Source organism: Paraburkholderia sp. BR10141 (genome assembly GCF_056155635.1).
The window spans coordinates 1-17416 of record NZ_JBMIQH010000019.1 but is presented as its reverse complement, the minus strand read 5'-3'; the positions used below and the strand labels follow the sequence as shown (position 1 = coordinate 17416).

Annotated in this window: 13 protein-coding genes; 7 read left to right on the top strand and 6 right to left on the bottom strand. The window is 65.4% G+C overall.

Translation table 11 applies throughout. From position 1 onward, the window contains the following. Positions 1-14 precede the first annotated feature (14 nt). Complete coding sequence (locus ACOJB8_RS24370) at positions 15-842, bottom strand: EAL domain-containing protein (RefSeq protein WP_342947720.1); 828 nt, start codon at positions 840-842, stop codon at positions 15-17. A gap of 245 nt (positions 843-1087) precedes the next feature. On the opposite strand from ACOJB8_RS24370, the gene hmgA reads away from it, so the two are divergent. Both hmgA and fahA read left to right on the top strand, forming a co-directional pair. After that, the gene (gene hmgA, locus ACOJB8_RS24365) at positions 1088-2437 is read left to right on the top strand and encodes a homogentisate 1,2-dioxygenase (RefSeq protein ID WP_475014758.1); all 1350 of its coding nucleotides are present in this window, start codon (positions 1088-1090) and stop codon (positions 2435-2437) included. Continuing rightward, entirely contained in the window at positions 2434-3747 is a 1314-nt protein-coding gene (gene fahA, locus ACOJB8_RS24360) for a fumarylacetoacetase (protein ID WP_475014756.1), read from the top strand. Before hmgA ends, fahA begins: the two co-directional genes overlap by 4 nt. 31 nt (positions 3748-3778) lie before the next feature. On the opposite strand, the gene ACOJB8_RS24355 is transcribed toward fahA, so the two are convergent. Both ACOJB8_RS24355 and ACOJB8_RS24350 read right to left on the bottom strand, forming a co-directional pair. Continuing rightward, positions 3779-4936: an MFS transporter gene (locus ACOJB8_RS24355; RefSeq protein WP_475014753.1), complete on the bottom strand. Its 1158-nt coding sequence runs from the start codon at positions 4934-4936 to the stop codon at positions 3779-3781. Positions 4937-5047: 111 nt separating this feature from the next. Continuing rightward, complete coding sequence (locus ACOJB8_RS24350) at positions 5048-6232, bottom strand: MFS transporter (protein ID WP_342947724.1); 1185 nt, start codon at positions 6230-6232, stop codon at positions 5048-5050. Between the two features lie 350 nt (positions 6233-6582). On the opposite strand from ACOJB8_RS24350, the gene ACOJB8_RS24345 reads away from it, so the two are divergent. Next, entirely contained in the window at positions 6583-6852 is a 270-nt protein-coding gene (locus tag ACOJB8_RS24345) for a hypothetical protein (protein ID WP_256094966.1), read from the top strand. A gap of 63 nt (positions 6853-6915) precedes the next feature. Here the strand turns inward: ACOJB8_RS24345 and ACOJB8_RS24340 are convergent, their stop codons facing one another. After that, the gene (locus tag ACOJB8_RS24340) at positions 6916-8733 is read right to left on the bottom strand and encodes a winged helix-turn-helix domain-containing protein (protein ID WP_475014749.1); all 1818 of its coding nucleotides are present in this window, start codon (positions 8731-8733) and stop codon (positions 6916-6918) included. A 242-nt stretch (positions 8734-8975) separates the two neighbouring features. Then, on the bottom strand, positions 8976-9788 hold the full coding sequence (locus tag ACOJB8_RS24335) for a crotonase/enoyl-CoA hydratase family protein (protein ID WP_475014747.1): 813 nt from the start codon (positions 9786-9788) through the stop codon (positions 8976-8978). 119 nt (positions 9789-9907) lie between these two features. Between ACOJB8_RS24335 and ACOJB8_RS24330 the strand changes: the two genes are divergently transcribed. Next, the gene (locus ACOJB8_RS24330; protein ID WP_141710832.1) at positions 9908-10438 is read left to right on the top strand and encodes a plasmid fertility inhibition factor family protein; all 531 of its coding nucleotides are present in this window, start codon (positions 9908-9910) and stop codon (positions 10436-10438) included. A 98-nt stretch (positions 10439-10536) separates the two neighbouring features. On the opposite strand, the gene ACOJB8_RS24325 is transcribed toward ACOJB8_RS24330, so the two are convergent. Continuing rightward, positions 10537-11499 (bottom strand): LysR family transcriptional regulator, encoded by a 963-nt coding sequence (locus ACOJB8_RS24325; RefSeq protein ID WP_475014745.1) that lies wholly within the window; start codon positions 11497-11499, stop codon positions 10537-10539. Between the two features lie 588 nt (positions 11500-12087). Between ACOJB8_RS24325 and aspT (ACOJB8_RS24320) the strand changes: the two genes are divergently transcribed. The 3 genes from aspT (ACOJB8_RS24320) (at position 12088) to ACOJB8_RS24310 (ending at position 17287) form a co-directional block, all read left to right on the top strand. Continuing rightward, positions 12088-13770 carry an aspartate-alanine antiporter gene (gene aspT / locus ACOJB8_RS24320; protein WP_475014744.1) on the top strand — a complete coding sequence of 561 codons (1683 nt, stop codon included), beginning with the start codon at positions 12088-12090 and terminating at the stop codon, positions 13768-13770. 98 nt (positions 13771-13868) lie between these two features. After that, positions 13869-15554, top strand: coding sequence for an aspartate-alanine antiporter (aspT, locus tag ACOJB8_RS24315; RefSeq protein WP_069267746.1), 1686 nt, complete (start codon positions 13869-13871; stop codon positions 15552-15554). A gap of 71 nt (positions 15555-15625) precedes the next feature. Further along, complete coding sequence (locus tag ACOJB8_RS24310) at positions 15626-17287, top strand: bifunctional aspartate transaminase/aspartate 4-decarboxylase (protein WP_475014742.1); 1662 nt, start codon at positions 15626-15628, stop codon at positions 17285-17287. Positions 17288-17416 lie beyond the last annotated feature (129 nt).

The following is a 17416-nucleotide window of genomic DNA, read 5'->3' as shown; positions in this document are numbered from 1 at the left end:
CTTGCCTCACATCGTCAAACCACCTTGTCCTGGGCCGCGAACACGGGCCCCTGCACGAAGCGTACGTCGTACTGCTGCAACTGCTCGAACTGCGCCGCATCGGTCACGCGGTTGAAAATCAGCGGAATGCGCAGCCGCGCCGCATAGCTCACGAGCGGCTTCACCATCGAATCGCGCAGCGCGGACGCCGCATCCATCTTCACGAAGTCGGGCCGAGGCACGTCCGACACCGAAAGAATCTGCCCGGCATTGGGCAGATTGCCCGCCACCTTGAACCCGTACCGCTGATAGCTCTTCGTGAGATAGCCGAGGAACGTGCGGTGCGCGACCGCCGCCGGCGGCAGCTCGATCACGATGCGTCCGGGGTTCAGCCCGAACGACACCAGCACGTTCGAGAAATGCCTTCCATGGTCGTACTTCACGCTCTTCAAGAGGCGCTCGTGCACGCGCAGGAAGAGCAGCCCGTGCTGCTGGCCACCCAGAAAATTGATGGCGTGCAGCGCGCGCACCATGCGGTCGACCGCGACGAGGTCAGGATCGTCGAGCGTGTCGCTGAATGCGTCGCAGGGCGCGAGTTGGCCGTCCTGTTCGCGCAGCGTGACCGCCTGATAGCCGAGTTCGTCGCCAAAGCGCGAGGCCATCGCGAGATCGGCGGTGAGCGACTGCGCCCCGCTGTGCACGCTGATGTCGTAAATCGGCTCGTAGGCGCTCAATAGCTCCACGCCGCGCCGCCGCGCCACGGCTTCTTTGGCGTGCGCGCCAGTGCCCATCGCCAGATGCTCGCCGAGAAACGGATGGTCGGCGGCGCGGGCAACGAGCTCGGGAATGGTGGGAGCAATCATGTGATGTAGCGGGAAGCGGATGAGAAGTGCGAGCCCCACACGGGGTCGCATGACCCGATGGTAGCAGCCCGCAGCCGCCCCGGATGGACTGTTTGGTCATAACGTTATCGACCATTCGCCCATATTCTGGAGGCCACCGACTGTCCGTCAGGGTATACGCCTAATTTCACTAATCGTAATTGGTTTTACTATCCGTAAATCGCGTGACGTCATGTCACGGCTCGAGAACGTGGAGAGACCAAGCAATGAACGCACCTTTGCGTGACCCAACCGAAGTCCAGCACGGCTATATGAGCGGCTTCGCCAACGAATTCGCGACCGAGGCGCTGGCGGGCGCGCTGCCCGAAGGCCAGAACTCGCCGCAGCGCTGCGCCTATGGCCTGTACGCCGAGCAGCTCTCGGGCACCGCGTTCACCGCGCCGCGCTCGCACAACCGCCGCACGTGGTTCTACCGGATCCGTCCGGGCGCCGTGCATCGGCCGTTTGCGCCGGTCGCCTCGCGCCTCGATGTGAATGGCGCGCCGCGCCTCGTCGCCGATTTCGGCGACGTGCCGCCCACGCCGCCCAACCAGCTGCGCTGGGACGCGCTGCCCATGCCCACGGAGCCGACCGATTTCATCGACGGCTGGGTGACGATGTCGGGCAACGGCTCCGCGGCCTCGATGAGCGGCTGCGCGATCCACCTGTACGCGGCGAACCGGCCGATGGTCGACCGCTTCTTCTACAACACCGACGGCGAGCTGCTGATCGTCCCGCAGCAGGGGCGGCTTGCCATCCGCACGGAGATGGGCCGGCTCGATGTCGAGCCCTTCGAGATCGTCGTGATCCCGCGCGGCGTGCGCTTCACGGTGGATTTGCCCGATGGCGAAGCACGCGGCTATATCTGCGAGAACTTCGGCGCGCTCTTGCGTCTGCCGGATCTCGGCGTGATCGGCTCGAATGGCCTCGCGAATCCGCGCGACTTCCTCACGCCCGTCGCCGCCTATGAAGACCGCGAAGGCAAGTTCGAGCTCGTCACGAAGCTGGGCGGCCAGCTCTGGCGCGCCGACATCGGCCACTCCCCGCTCGACGTGGTGGCATGGCACGGCAACTACGCGCCCTACAAGTACGACCTGCGCCGCTTCAACACCATCGGCTCGATCAGCTACGACCACCCCGATCCGTCGATCTTCCTCGTGCTGCATGCGCCCACGGACACGCCGGGAGTCGACTCGATCGACTTCGTGATTTTCCCGCCGCGCTGGCTCGCGGCCGAGAACACGTTCCGACCGCCCTGGTATCACCGCAACGTGGCGAGCGAGTTCATGGGCCTCGTGCACGGCGTGTACGACGCCAAGGCCGAAGGCTTCGTGCCGGGCGGCGCGAGCCTGCACAACTGCATGTCGGGCCATGGCCCGGATGCCGAGACCTTCGAAAAAGCCTCGAACTCCGACACGACCAAACCGCACAAGGTCGGCGACACGATGGCCTTCATGTTCGAGACCCGCACGCTGATCCGTCCGACGCGCTACGCGCTCGAAACGAGCCAGCTGCAGGCGCATTACTACGAGTGCTGGCAAGGCCTCACGAAACACTTCAATCCGGAGCAGCAATGAACAGCACTATGACGGACGAACTCAAGGCGACGCTCGACGCGAAGCGCAAGAGCTGGGTCGAGAGCGCGAACGACGCCCAGTGCGATTTCCCGATCCAGAACCTGCCGTTCGGCGTGTTCAGCGATACCGGCAACGCAACGGCGCGCGTGGGCGTCGCGATCGGCGACCTCGTGGCCGACCTTGCGGTGCTGCACGAAGCCGGGCTGCTGCGTCTGCCCGCGAATGCGCAGCAAGACGTCTTTGCGCGTGCCGCGCTGAACGACTTCATCGCGCTTGGCCGCGAGACGTGGCGCAGCGTGCGCGTGCAGCTTTCTTCGCTGCTCGCGCGCGAAACGGCCACGCTGCGCGACGACGCGGCGTTGCGCCAGCGCGCCTTCGTGAAGCTCGCCGACGCGAAACTGCATCTGCCGGTGCAGATTCCGGGCTACACCGACTTCTACTCGTCGAAGGAACACGCGACGAACGTCGGCTCGATGTTTCGTGATCCGAAGAATGCGCTGCTGCCGAACTGGTCCGAGATGCCGATCGGCTACAACGGCCGCGCGTCGTCGGTGGTGGTGAGCGGCACGCCGGTGCGCCGCCCGAGGGGCCAGTTGAAGCTGCCCGATCAGGATCGTCCGGTGTTCGGCGCATGCCGCAAGCTCGATATCGAGCTGGAAACGGGCTTCATCGTCGGGCGCGGCAATGCGCTCGGCGAGCCGATCGCGTGCGAAGACGCCGAGGACCACATCTTCGGCATGGTGCTGCTCAACGACTGGAGCGCGCGCGACATCCAGCAATGGGAATACGTGCCGCTCGGGCCGTTCAATTCGAAAGGGTTTGCCACGACGATTTCGCCGTGGGTCGTCACGCTCGACGCGCTGGAGCCGTTCCGCGTCGCGCAGCCGGTGCAGGAACCGCAGCCGCTCGAATACCTGCGTCACGAGGGCGACCACGCGTTCGACATTGCGCTCGAAGTGCGGATGCGGCCCGAAGGCGCGGCCGAGGCGACGACCATCGCGCGCACGAATTTCCGCCACATGTACTGGTCGATGGCGCAGCAGCTCGCGCATCACACCGTGGCGGGGTGCAACACGCGCGTGGGCGACCTGATGGGTTCGGGCACGATCTCGGGCCCGACGCCGGACTCGTTCGGCAGCCTGCTCGAGCTCACCTGGAACGCGAAGAATCCGCTCGAACTGAAGGGCGGCGGCACGCGCGGCTTCATCGAAGACGGCGACGAACTCACGCTCGCGGGCTGGTGCCAGGGCGATGGCTATCGCTTGGGGTTGGGTGCCTGCGTCGGCAAGATTTTGCCTGCGGTGAAGTGATTTTTTTGGGGCTGCGTGTGGCGTTGGCCGCTTATGCACGCACCCCCGCCAGCCCGCGCGACCGCTCCCACCGCAGCGCGCCGAGAAACACCAATGCCCCCGCAAACAGCACCCACAGCATAGCGTCTTGGCCCGCGTGCTCCATCAGCGCGCCGGTGACGATCGGGCCGGCGAAGCTCGCCGCGCTCCACGCCGCGCTCACGAGCGCACTCGCGGAAACGAGCGCGACGCCCGCGAAACGCTCGCCGCAGGCCACGATAGCGAGCGTATAAATGGAGCCCGCCGCCGCGCCCAGCACGAAGAGGAGCGGCCAGCGCAGCCAGGGCGTATCGACGACGAAAGGCAACAGCGGCAGCAGCACCGCGACGATCACGCCCATGAGCGCATGCACGCGCTCGCGGCCGAGCCGGTCGGCGAGCCAGCCGATGGGGAATTGCATGGTCGTGTCGCCGAGCAGCACGACTGAGGCGAACAGCACGGCCACTTCGGTGTCGATGCCGTGACCCATCGCGAAGAGCGGCAACAGCGACAGCGCGAGCGTGTCGAACAGTGCGAAAAAGCCGGTGGCGACGATGAGCGCGGGCATCTTCGGCATCACGTGACGCCAGCTTCCGTGCGGCTCGTGCATGTCGGTTTGCTGCGGATTCGAGCGGATCGCCGCGAGCATCGGCAGCGCGATGAGAAAGATCGCGCCGCAGATCGTGAAGCGCCACGCCGTATAGCCCGCGATCTGGCTCACCAGCACCGGGCCCGACATCTGGAACAGCGTGAACGTGGTCGCGTAGATGCCCACCACGCGGCCGCGGTTCGAGTCGTCGGCGAGTTCGTTGACCCAGGCTTCGCCGATCGTGAAGAGCAACATGAGCGCCGCGCCGCAGAGCATGCGCAGGAGCGCCCAGAGCCACAGATTGGCGCTGGTCTGCATCAATGCGGTCGCGACGGCCACGGTCAGCACCGAGCCGACGATCACCTGGCGCGAGCCGAAGCGTGTCGAGATCCATGCCGTGAACGGCACGACGGCAAGGCCCCCCAGCGCCTGGGCGGCAGTGAGCAGGCCGACGATGGCGGTGCCATAGCCGGCGTCGGTGAGGGCGAGGGCGGTGAGCGGAAGCGTCGCGCCGGAGCCGAGACCGACCACGGCCACGCTCAGGATCAGCGCGAGAAAGTCGCGGGTGAGGACGGTTTTCATCGGGCGAGATGCTACTACGTGCGCATGAAAATCGCGGCGCAGGCGTGCCTCAGGTTGAGCGCGCGCGCCTCAATGTAACGCGCGCACGCCGTGCCCGCAGCGAGCAAAGCATCAGGCGCAGGAAGTCGGCCCCGAAATCGCCACACGGCGGCGCGCGCGCCGGTCGATCTGCGCCGAAACCAGTGTGAGCGCGAGCGCTGCGAAAGCCGTGACCACGCCCACCCACGGCAGCGCCGTGAGCGGCGCGCCTGCGCTGATCGCGACGCCCCCAATCCAGGCGCCGCCTGCATTGCCGAGATTGAATGCGCCCTGGTTGAGCGTGGAGGCGAGGTTGGGCGCATCGCTCGCGCGGTTGACAATCAGTATCTGCAGTGGCGGCACGATCGCGAACGCAAGGATGCCCCACACGAAGATCGTCGCCATGGCCGCGATCGGGTCGTGCATGGTCAGCGAGAACGCGGCGAGCACCACGGCGATCATGGCGAGGAACGTGAGCAGCGAGCGCATGAGCTTCCAGTCGGCGAGCTTGCCGCCCAGCGTGCTGCCTACCGTGAGCCCAAGGCCGAACAGCAGCAGCACGAACGTGACTTCATGCGGCGAGAAGCCGGTAACGTCTTCGAGAATCGGCGTGATGTAGGTGAACACCGCGAAGAGGCTGGCCGAGGCCAGCACGCTCATGCCGAGCACCATGAGCACCTGCGGGTTCTTCAGCACGCCGAACTCATGCACGAGGCTCGCCTTCTGCATTTCGATCTTCGCGGGCAGGCACACCTGCAGCGCCGCCGCCGCGAGGATGCCGATGGCCGTCACGGCCCAGAACGTCGTGCGCCAGCCGGCGATCTGGCCGAGCGCTGTGCCGAGCGGCACGCCCAGCACGTTGGCGAGCGTCAGGCCCGTGAACATCAGCGCGATGGCCTGCGCACGGCGGTTCGGCGCGACGAGGCCGGCCGCGACCACCGAGCCGATGCCGAAGAACGCGCCGTGGCAGAACGCCGTGACGATGCGCGCGGCCATCAGGATCGAGTAGTTCGGCGCGAGCGCACACAACAGGTTGCCGACGATGAAGATGCCGATCAGGCGCATGAGCGCCTGCTTGCGCGGCACATTGGCAATCGCGATGGCGACGATGGGCGCGCCGATCGTCACGCCGAGCGCATAGGCCGAGACGAGCATGCCCGCCGCCGGGATCGAGACGCTCAGGTCGCGCGCGACGTCGGGCAGCAGACCCATGATGACGAATTCGGTGGTACCGATACCAAAAGCGGCAACGGCAAGGGCGAGAAGAGGCAGGGGCATGGCGTGGGGTCGGCGCAGGACGGCGACAGGCATTGAGCGCGAAGCCGTTTTATTTAAGTCAACGCGGAATTGTACTGAAACCCGACACAACGCATACGGCACGCTTTTCAAAGCTGTTGGGAAAACAACAGCTTTTCTTGCCGGACTCCGTTCACCGTTCCTTCATATTTCTTGACGATTTCTACAGGTTACGTGCATGGCGCAACGCGCTCGCGGGCAGCACGATACCCACACGATCCAACGAGCGAAACAGTCCGCCCACCGGCCCGCCCGCCGGCGGTCGCCGCCCTCGCGTCGTCCGTCCCGCGCATGACGGAACCGAATATGCGCAACCTTCCTGGAGCGATGTCATGAACACGATGACCACAGTACGCATCGCGGTGGCCGCTGCGGCCGCCTTATTCGCAGGTAGCGCGCTGGCGCAATCGCAGAGCGACGACCCGTCACAACAGGCCAGCACACCGCCGGCTGCGCAGGACGTGGGCGGCTCACCGATGTCGACGAGCGCATCGGGCGCGCCGATGAGGCTCACGCACGCGCAGGTCTATCAGGACCTGGTGCGCTCCGAGCAATCGGGCCAGCAGAAGGCGCTGAACGAAGGGCTCTATCACGGGAACTGAGTCGACAGGGAGACCCAGGTATCAGGACGGCGACCCGACGCGCTCTCGCAATCTGCGCCACGCTCAGCGTGTCGGGCCGCCGCCAATATGTTTTTCGATGAGCCGCATGCGCCCCGTCGGGCGCCAGGGCGCGAACCATGGATTCGTGCGCAACTCGCATAGCCGCGAACTGCGCTCGGCCAGCGCCGTTTCGAGCCAGCGGAACATTTCGTCGGGCTGCGCGAGCCGCGCGTGGGCCTCGGCGATGAGCAGCGGCGAGGTGTATCGCGCCCGCCGCCGCGCGAGCAGATCTTCCAGATACCAGCGCAGCACCGCGTCATAGCCGCCCGTTTCCCAGCGGGCGCGAATGGTGGTCGCACGCGCCTGCTGGTTGCAGCGTTCGAGCGCCTCCACGGTGGCGTCCACGGCCTGCGCATACAGCTTTTTCACTTCGAACGCGGTAGCGAGCAACTGATAGACGAGCGGCGGATGGTCCATGTGCCCCGGCGCGAGATATTCACTCACGACTTCCGCATGCCTGCCCGACATCACCATGCCGAACGCGCGCGAGCCCTGGAACGCCAGCGGATCGATGCGCTCGGCGCGCTCCATCGCGGCGTCGCCTTCCGCGCGGCGTCCCGCCGCCACCAGCATGCGCGCATAGAGCCGATGCGCCTCCGGGTAACTCGGGTTGCGCCGCAGGGCATCCTTGAAGCCGGCCTCGGCCTGGTCCCAGTCCCAGTCGTAGAAGTAGCGCACGGCCGCGAGCGCGTGATGCGCCTCGGGCAGATCGGGGTCGAGTTCGAGCGCGCTTTCGGCGAGCGAGCGCGCAACCGGCCAGCCGTCGTCGGGCGCGACGAAGCCATGCACAACCGTCGATCCGTAGTAGTTCGAAAGGCCCGTATAGCCGAGCGCATAACTCGGGTCGTGTTCGAGCGCGGACTCGAAGTAGGTTCGGCTGCGCACGAAGTCTTCGCCGTCGATGCCGTGATGCGCGCAAAAGCCCGCTTCGAAATGCACGCGGCGATACCAGAAGAAACGCCCGCGCACATACGCGTCGTGCGCGGCGGGATCGACAGGCAGGCGCCGCTCGAGGCGCGTGCGCTGCTGCTCGGAAAGCGTGGTCGCCAGGTTCTCGGCGAGCGCCGCGACCGCTTCCTTGAGGATGTCAAGTGCGCCTTGCGTGGCGCTTTCGTGCGCGCGGCTCCAGATCTGCGCTTCGTCGGCGCAGCGGATCAGACGCGTGAGGATGCGGGTTTGCTGCCCCGCGCGCGTGAGCGAGCCTTCGAGCACGTAGTCGAGGTTTAGTTCGCGCGCGATCTCGCCGATGCTCTTTTGTGTCGCGCGGTAACGCGCCGCCGTGGTGCGCGCGATCGTGAGGAGACGCTCGGGGTTGAGCGCGCCGAGGGTAACTGAGATCTCATCGGCGAGGGCGCTGCACAGGCTGTCCTGGCTCGCGTCGCCGGTGTGGTTGGTGAACGGCAGCACCAGCATGCGTACGGCGGGCGGCGCGTGCTCGCTCTCGCGCGGCGTTAGCGGGTCGCGCGCGGCAGCCGACGCACCGTGAACCTCGGACGGCTCGGGCAGGATGCCGTCGAACCGGTAGCCCTTGCCCTTCACGGTGATGAGGTGGCGCGGTTTGGCGGGGTCGTCGGCGAGCGCGATGCGGATCTTGCGGATCGCCGTGTTCAGGCCGTTGTCGGTGTCGCGAAAGGGGCTGCCGGCCCACAGCCGGTCGACGATGTCCGCGCGCGAGATCAACTCGCCGCGGCGCGAGGCCAGCAGGATCAGAAGATCCATCGGCAACCGCTCCAGCTTGACCTCCATACCTTCTCGGCGCAACTGGTACCGCTCGACGTCGAGTTCGAAGTCCGCGAAGCGGATGATTCGATCCGTCGGCATGAGATCTCTCCCGTGATGCGGCATCAGGGAAGGGGGCGCCGGGGCGGTTCGTCTGAAGATTGCCGTTAGACGACGCAGCAGTCCTCAGCGTCATTACACATGGCGGCAGGGGCGGGGGCAGCGGCGCGGATCAATTTCAATGTAGTGGGTCGGGCGCGCGCCTTCAAGCGTCAAGCACTGCGCATTGTGGCCATCGACACGTCAATCGGCTGTCGCGACGTTCGCGTGCGATTTTGTTTAGCTCACTTCTGTTTCAGCGGATCGAGCGGTTCGCCGTGACGGCCCGCGCCGGCCGCGAAGCGCGCCGCGAGTGCGAGCCCCTCGTCGAGCACCGCGCGATAGCCGAGCGCGCCTTCGCGGCGCAACGCTTCGGCAGTGTCGGGCAGCATGCTGTGTTCGAGCGCCGAGCGGCGGTCCGCGAGCAACGCGGCTTGGGGCAACGCCGCGAGTTGTGCGGCAAGTTGCTCGGCGGCCTCGCGCGCGCCGCCTTTGGCGACCACACGATTGGCGAGGCCGAACGCGAGGGCTTCCTGCGCATCGACGGCGCGCCCCGTGAGGATCAGATCGAGTGCGCGCGACAGCCCGATCAGGCGCGGCAGGCGCACCGTGCCGCCGTCGATGAGCGGCACGCCCACACGGCGGCAGAACACGCCGAGCACGGCGTCTTCTTCGACCACGCGCAGGTCGCAAAGCAGTGCGAGTTCGAGGCCGCCCGCAACGGCGTAGCCTGAAATCGCCGCGATTACGGGCTTGCTGAGCGACATGCGCGTGGGGCCGAGCGGGCCCGGGCCGCTGCCGTCCGCGCGGATTTCATTGCGGCGTTCGGGGTCGGCGAGCGCGGTGAGGTCCGCGCCCGCGCAGAACGTGCCGCCCGCGCCGTACAGGACACCCGCGAGCCATGCGGGATTTTCTTCGAAGCGTGCAAAGGCGGCAGCGAGTGCAGTCGCAACGGGTCTGTCGATGGCGTTGCGCTGCGCCGGGCGGTCGAGCACGACAATTGCTACATGTCCCTGGCTTTCGATACGCACGTGCTCGCCGAAGGTTTCGATCGTCATGTGTCAGTCCTCGATGCGCCCCGCATTCGTCATAAAAATTTAATGGCTCATCCGTAGCTTAGGCCGGTTTCATTTCCTGAACCACGTTTCCACCAAAAGCACGCATGCAATCGACGTCCATGTCCAGCATCACCTCCGTTTCGGATTCCTCGCCGTATCCCGCTTGTGGACCTCTTTGGACTGTCCCGTTGCCCGACCACGACGCGTATGACCACGTGCGCTTCAAGCGCGTCTTCACGACCGACGGCACACGCCACGTCGTCGTGATCGTCGATCTGCAAAAGCTGCTTCTCTGTGCCGACCGCGACGACACCGACTACGTGCTCAAGCCCGTCGACGACTGGCATAGCGGCAAGATTCGCGGCATACGCGAGTTTCTCGATCCGGATAACGAGCGCGTGCCGCAGATGCCCTACGTGACGATCAGCAAACGCCGCGTGGCGGGGCTGGCCGGATGGCTCGGACTTGCGCACGAGGGGGTAGTGGCGTTTCGCAACGGCCAGCATCGCGCGCGCTACCTCTCCTGGGCGGGGGCATTGTGGCTACCCGTAGAAGTGCACGAGCGCGAGGCGGCATTGCTGCGCGAACTGTGCGGCGCGGGCGACGGGGGCCTGCTGGTTCCGGTCGACGGCAGTTCGCCCCGGCTCTGATGCATCGTCGCGCGAACGGCATGTTCGTTAACGGCGCATTTGCAAGCAGCATGTTCTCAAACCATCCGGTGGGCACATTACGCCCGCCCGCTGTGTGCTTACGCCACGCTCAGCGGCCGGCTCGCTGCACCATTGGAATTCGCCGCGATGGGCGATGCATGACGCGCAAGCTCGAAATGCTCGACCGTGTAGTCGACGAAGCGACGCGTCTTCGCGGGCAAATACTGGCGGCTCGGATAGACGATGGACATGCGGGCGTCGGGATCGTCGATGTCGTAGTCGGGCAGTAGCCGCCGCAGCGTGCCCGCGCTGAAGTCGTCGGCGACGAGCGGCGCAGGCACGACCGCCACGCCCATGCCGGCCAGCGCGGCGAGCCGCACCATCAGCATGTTGTTGACGGCGTAGCCGGGCTGCAGCGTGACCTGCTGTGCACGCTCGCCGGGCTTCGCGAACTGCCACGTCGCGCTGCGCTCCTCGGGAGGCAGCGCGACCGCCGCGCATTGCGCGAGCTCGTCGGGGGTATGCGGCTCGCCGTGCTCGGCGAGCCATGCGGGCGCCGCGCAGGGGACGAACGTCGTGGTGCCGAGCGCGCGCTCCACGCACTCGCCGTTGCGTGCGGGCGTGGCGCCGACGATGCCCACGTCGAAGCCGTCTTCCATGAGATCCACGGGCCGCTCGGCGAGCGTGAGGCGCACGTTCACGCGTGGATACAGACGCCGGTAGCCGTCGATGAGCGGCGTGAGCGTGGCAAGCGAGAGCGCGCCGGCGGCCACCACGCGCAGCGTGCCGCTCGGCTCGCTTTCCGTGTGCGCCAGCGAACGCTCCAGATGATCGAGTTCCTCTAGCACGCAACGACAGCCTTCGAGGTAGCGCTGACCCGCCTCGGTGAGCGCGAGATTGCGCGTGGTGCGATTGATGAGGCGTGCATTCAGGTGCGCCTCGAGCATCGCGACGGAGCGCGTGACGAGCGCGTTGGAGACGTCGAGCTGCTGCGCGGCGCGACGAAAGCTCCCGGTTTCCGCCACCCTGACGAAGACGCGCATGGCATGTATCTGGTTCATGTGTAGCCTCGTATGCTCGATGCATGGACCGGTTGAGGGACACCGCAACTGCTGGCGAAGTTGAGGAACGAAGCGATGTGTCGCGATGTTATGGTCAATGTGCCTCGAATGAACTACTGCGATGGACGACCGCGGGAATCTAACAAAAATAATATTGACAGTCCGTGAGAATTACAATATCTATCTCAACACACGGCAGCATTTCTTACTTGTAAAAGATCCAATACGCAGTCGGCATGTATTGAGTGAGGAATGCGTTGTGCGTTTTTGTCACTATCTAAATATTGTGCATTGCGGATAACGTGTTTGCGTAATTCACGCAAGCAGCGGATGTCTGTCAGAACTGCCAGGTTCCGGGCGGGGCGCCCTTTGCCTCTGGCGAATTGTGAGTCATTGCGGTCGGTGAATTTCCCGTCATTTACGAGCCGGAATTAAGCGCGTGTTGACGCTCTTTCTGTATGAATGAATTGTTGTGCGTGAGGGAAAATAACGACCGGGAATTAGCGCTGCATGTTATTTAATGTGCATTACCGCTCGTTTTTTGAGCACGCTTTCGGGCTAACTAAAACATAAATCGGCAGACCAGACATGATCGTCGAAGTGCTGAAGTCGCAACCCGAGATTGCCCTGTTCGTGAGCCTCGCGCTCGGTTATCTGATTGGTTCGATCCGCTTCGGTCCGATCTCCCTCGGAGGCGTGTGTGGCACGCTGATCGTCGCGCTCGTGCTCGGGCAAACCGGCGCGCGCATCTCGCCCGACCTCAAGAACGTCGCCTTCGCACTCTTCATCTTCGCGCTCGGCTTCACGGGCGGTCCGCAGTTCTTCGCGAACGTCGGGCGCGGCTGGCGCTACGGACTGCTCTCGATCGTCGAGATCGTCTCGGTCATGGCGCTCGTCATGATCGCGGTCGTCGTGATGAAGCTCGATGCGGGCACAGCGGCGGGCCTGCTCGCGGGCGCGGCGACCGAATCGGCCGTGATCGGCACGGCTTCCGAAGCGATCACGCGGCTCGGCCTGACCGACGCCCAGGTGAGCACGCTGCAGGCGCATATCGTGACCGCGTACAGCGTGAGCTACCTCTTTGGCCTCATCACCATCGTGCTCTTCACGAGCCAGATTGCCCCGCTGATCCTGCGCGTGAACCTGCGGGAAGAGGCCGCGCGCCTGTATCGCAAGCTCGGCGGCGACGGCGCGCTCGACGAAGGACAGCGGCTCGCGCTCGCGCCGCTCGAAGGTCGCGCGTTCAAGGTGGGTCCCGCAGCCGGCCGCTCAGTCGCCGCCTTCGAGGCGCGTTTTGGCAATAACGTCACGATCGAGTACGTGCTGCGCGAGGGACGCCAACTGGACGCCAATGCGCAGTCCGTGCTGCAGCCGGGTGACATCGTGCTGATCGCCGGGCGCCGCGAAGCCGTGATCGAAGCAGCAGGCAGTCTCGGCGAAGAGATGCCGGGCGAGGGCTTGTTCAAGCTGCTCGCGAAACGCGTGGACGTGATGGTCACGCAGCGCGACGTCAGCGGCCTCACGCTCGCGCAAATGCGCGAGCGCGCCGCGCCGGAAGCGGGCCGCGGCATCTACGTCGGCGCGATCACGCGGCTCGACAACACGGTGCCCGCCTTGCCCGGCATGGTCGTGCATCGCGGCGACGTGCTGACGCTGGTCGGCACGCCCAGCGACGTCGCGCGCGGCGCGAAGCGTCTGGGCTACGTGATCCAGCAGACCCAGAAGACCGACTTCGTCTATCTGGGCCTCGGCGTGCTGGTCGGCATGATGATCGGGCGTTTCGGCGTGAACGTGGGCGGCGTCACGCTGGTGCTCGGCACGGGCGGCGGGTGCCTGCTCTCGGGTCTGTTCTTCGGCTGGCTGCGCTCGCGTTACCCCCTGGTAGGCTCGCTGCCCTCGGCCGCCGCGCAGGTGCTCAAGGACTTTGGTCTTGCAACCTTCATCGCGGCCGTCGGGCTTTCCGCCGGCCCCGACGCCATCAAGCTCGTGCGCGAGTACGGTCTCGCGCTGCCGGTCGCAGGCATTCTGATGGTGCTGATTCCCGGGCTCCTCTCACTGTGGATCGGGCACATGTTCCTCAAGCTCGAAGCGCCGATGCTGCTCGGCGCCATCGCCGGCCAGCAGTGCAGCACGCCGGCGATCAGTGCGCTCGTCGGCGTAGCCGGCAACTCGACTCCCGTGATCGGCTACACGATCACCTACGCGCTGTCGAACATCCTCTTGCCGCTCATGGGCCCCGTGGTGGTAGGGCTCGCGGCGAAGTTTGGCTGACGCATCCTGGCTGGTGTTTTCGGCTCGATCTGGCCGGCGGTGTCTCATTGCCGGCCATCCCCAGCAGCAAGGGGGTTCTTTCTCAAAGCGAGGACACGATGGAATGGCTACATGACATCTTTCACAAATCCCCGGAAATCGCGCTATTTCTTTCTCTGGCCGTTGGCTACTGGATCGGTCAGATCAATTTCGGCAAGTTCCAGTTAGGCGGCGTGGGCGGCTCGCTGCTCGCCGCCGTCGTCGTGAGCCAGGTGGGCGTGACCGTCGACAACGGCGTGAAGGCGGTGATGTTCGCCGTCTTCATCTACGCCGTGGGCTACGACTCGGGCCCCGGCTTCTTCAACTCGCTCAACCGCAAGACGCTGCGCGAAATCGCCATGGCCGTGTTCATGGCGGTGGCGGGTCTCGCCACCGTGCTGGTTTGCGCGAAGCTCTTTCACCTCAACAAGGGCCTTGCCGCCGGTCTCGCGGCGGGCGGCATGACGCAGTCAGCCATCATCGGCACGGCCGGCGACGCGATCGCGCGCCTGGGCTTGCCGCCCGACCAGGTGAAGGCCATGCAGGCCGACGTCGCGATCGGCTACGCCGTCACCTACGTGTTCGGCTCGCTCGGCGCGATCATCGTCTGCGTGAACATCCTGCCGAAGTTCATGGGCCGCAGCCTCAAGGACGCCTCCGCGGACGCCGAGCGCGAGATGTCGGGCGGCAACGCCGCTGCGGGGCCGGGCCAGATCACGGCGCTGCCCGAGTTGTTCGGGCGCGTGTTCCGTGTCGAGAAAGCCGCGGGCAAGACCGTCAAGCAGATCGAGCTGGCCGAGAGCGATTTCGTCGCGGTCGAGAAGATTCGCCGCGCCGGCAAGGTGCTCGACGCCACCCCCGACTTCGTGCTGAGCCGCGACGACGTCGTGCTGGTCGTGGGCCGCCGCGAGCAGATGGTCGAAGTGGGCGCGCTGATCGGGCCGGAAGTGCCGGACTCGGGCGGCATGAGCCTCGTGATGCAAACGCGCCAGCTCGTCTTCACGCGCAAGGGCATGAACCACACGACGATTGCCGAAGTGCGCAAGAACGTGGACCGCGATCTGCGTCACGGTGTGTACATCGAGAAGATCGAACGTGTTGGCCAGCCCGTGCCGCTCCTGCCCGAAACGAAGCTCGAGCACGGCGACGTGGTGACGATCTATGGCACCGCAACGGATACGAAACGCGCCGTGCAGGCCGCCGGCTACGAACTCGCGTACAGCAACAAGACCGACTTCATCTACATGGGCGTGGGCCTCGTGCTCGGCCTGCTGGTGGGCCTGATCGTCGTGAACGTGGCCGGCATTCCGCTCACGCTCGGCTCGGGCGGCGGTTGCCTGCTCGCGGGTCTCGTGTTCGGCTGGATGCGCGGCAAGCACCCCATGTACGGCGTGATGCCGCCCGCGGCTTCGCAACTGCTCAAGGACTTCGGGCTTGCGGCGTTCGTCGCGGTGGTCGGCCTGAACTCGGGCCTGCAGGCCGTTGTGACGGTCAAGCAGAGCGGCATCACGATCTTCCTGCTAGGCGTGGTGGTGACGCTGGTACCGCTCTTCCTCACGATGCTGTTTGGCCGCTACGTGCTCAAGTACAACAACGCGGCCATTCTGGCGGGCGCGCTGTCCGGCGCGCGCAGTGCGAACCCGGCGTTCGGCGGCATTCTCGACAAGGCGGAAAGCGCGGTCCCCACCGTGCCGTTCGCCATCACCTATGCGATCGCGAACGTGCTGCTCACGCTGCTCGGGCCGCTCGTGGTCGGTCTTGCATGACATGCATTCAACGTGTGCTGCGCGAGGAAAAAAGCGCGCGGCACACGCAACGTCTTCCAATGGAGAACACCATGGCAACGAAAGCGAAGGGTAACGGCGCGAAAGAAAAGTCGGGTCTCGATGCACTGAGCCCGTTCGAGCTGAAGGACGAACTCATCAAGGCGGCCGGCGGCGGCGCGACCGCGCGCCCGGCCAATCTCGCGATGCTCAACGCGGGCCGCGGCAACCCCAACTTCCTCGCCACGATTCCGCGTCACGGCTTCTGGCAACTCGGCCTCTTCGCCATGCGGGAGTCCGAGCGCTCGTTTGCCTACATGCCCGAGGGCGTGGGCGGCTTCCCGCAGCGTGACGGCATCGTCGAGCGCTTCGACCTGTTCGTGCGCGAGAACAAGGGGCAGCCCGGCATCAGGTTCCTCGCGGGCGCGGTGTCGTACGTGCGCGATCAGCTGGGGCTCTCGGCGGGCGACTTTCTCTATGAGATGTGCGAAGGCATTCTCGCCTGCAATTACCCGGTGCCGGACCGCATGCTCAAGCTTTCGGAGATCATCGTCGGGCAGTATCTGCGCCGCGAGATGATCGGCAAGCATCCGTTCGTCGGCGAGTTCGACGTGTTCGCGGTAGAAGGCGGCACGGCGGCCATGACGTACATCTTCAACACGATGCGCGAGAACTTCCTGATCAAGGCCGGCGACACCATCGCACTCGGCATGCCGATTTTCACGCCGTACATCGAGATTCCGGAACTCAACGATTACCAGCTCAACGTGGTGCATCTGAACGCCACGGTGGAAAACAACTGGCAGTACTCGAAGAAGGAGCTCGACAAGCTGCGCGACCCGAAGGTCAAGGCGTTCTTCCTCGTGAACCCGAGCAACCCGCCTTCGGTGAAGATCGACGACGCGAGCCTCGAGTACATCGCTGAGATCGTGAAGGAGCGTCCGGACCTCATCATCCTGACCGACGACGTGTACGGCACCTTCGCCGACAACTTCGTCTCGCTCTTCGCGCTCGCGCCGAAGAACACGATTCTCGTGTACTCGTATTCGAAGTACTTCGGCGCGACCGGCTGGCGTCTGGGTGCGATCGCCACGCACCGCGACAACGTGCTCGACCACACGCTCGCAAAGCTGCCGAAGGACGAGAAGAAGGAACTGCACAAGCGCTACGAATCGATCACCACCGAGCCCGAGAAGCTCAAGTTCATCGACCGTCTGGTGGCCGACAGCCGTACTGTCGCGCTGAACCACACGGCCGGTCTTTCGACGCCGCAGCAGGTGCAGATGGTGCTGTTCTCGCTGTTCTCGCTCATGGACACGCCCGACGCGTACAAGAACGCGCTCAAGCGACTCATTCGCAACCGCAAGCGCGCGCTCTTCGAGGAAATGGGCGTGCCCTACGGCGAGGGCGATCCGAACCAGGTCGACTACTACACGATCCTCGACATGGAATACATGGGCGAGAAGCGCTTTGGGCGCGAATTCGTCGACTGGCTGCTCAAGCAGGTCAAGCCCAACGAGTTGCTGTTCCGTCTCGCGGAGGAAGCGCGCGTGGTGCTGCTGCCGGGCAAGGGTTTCGGCACGCCGCATCCTTCGGGCCGCGTGTCGCTCGCGAACCTCAACGAGTCGGACTATCGCAAGATCGGCCGCGCGGTGCGCAAGCTCACCGAGGAATACGTGCAGCGCTATAACGAGGCCACCGGCAAGAACCTCGATCCGACTGCCGTGAAGAAGTAAGCGCAGGCGGCGCCTGGCCACCTCGAGTCCCCATACGTTTGCAGTCCGGGCCGCGTCCGGCGTAGTTGCCGGGTGCGGTAATGAGATGGTCACCCCCACCCTACACGCGGGTTACGCTGTAGGGTGTTT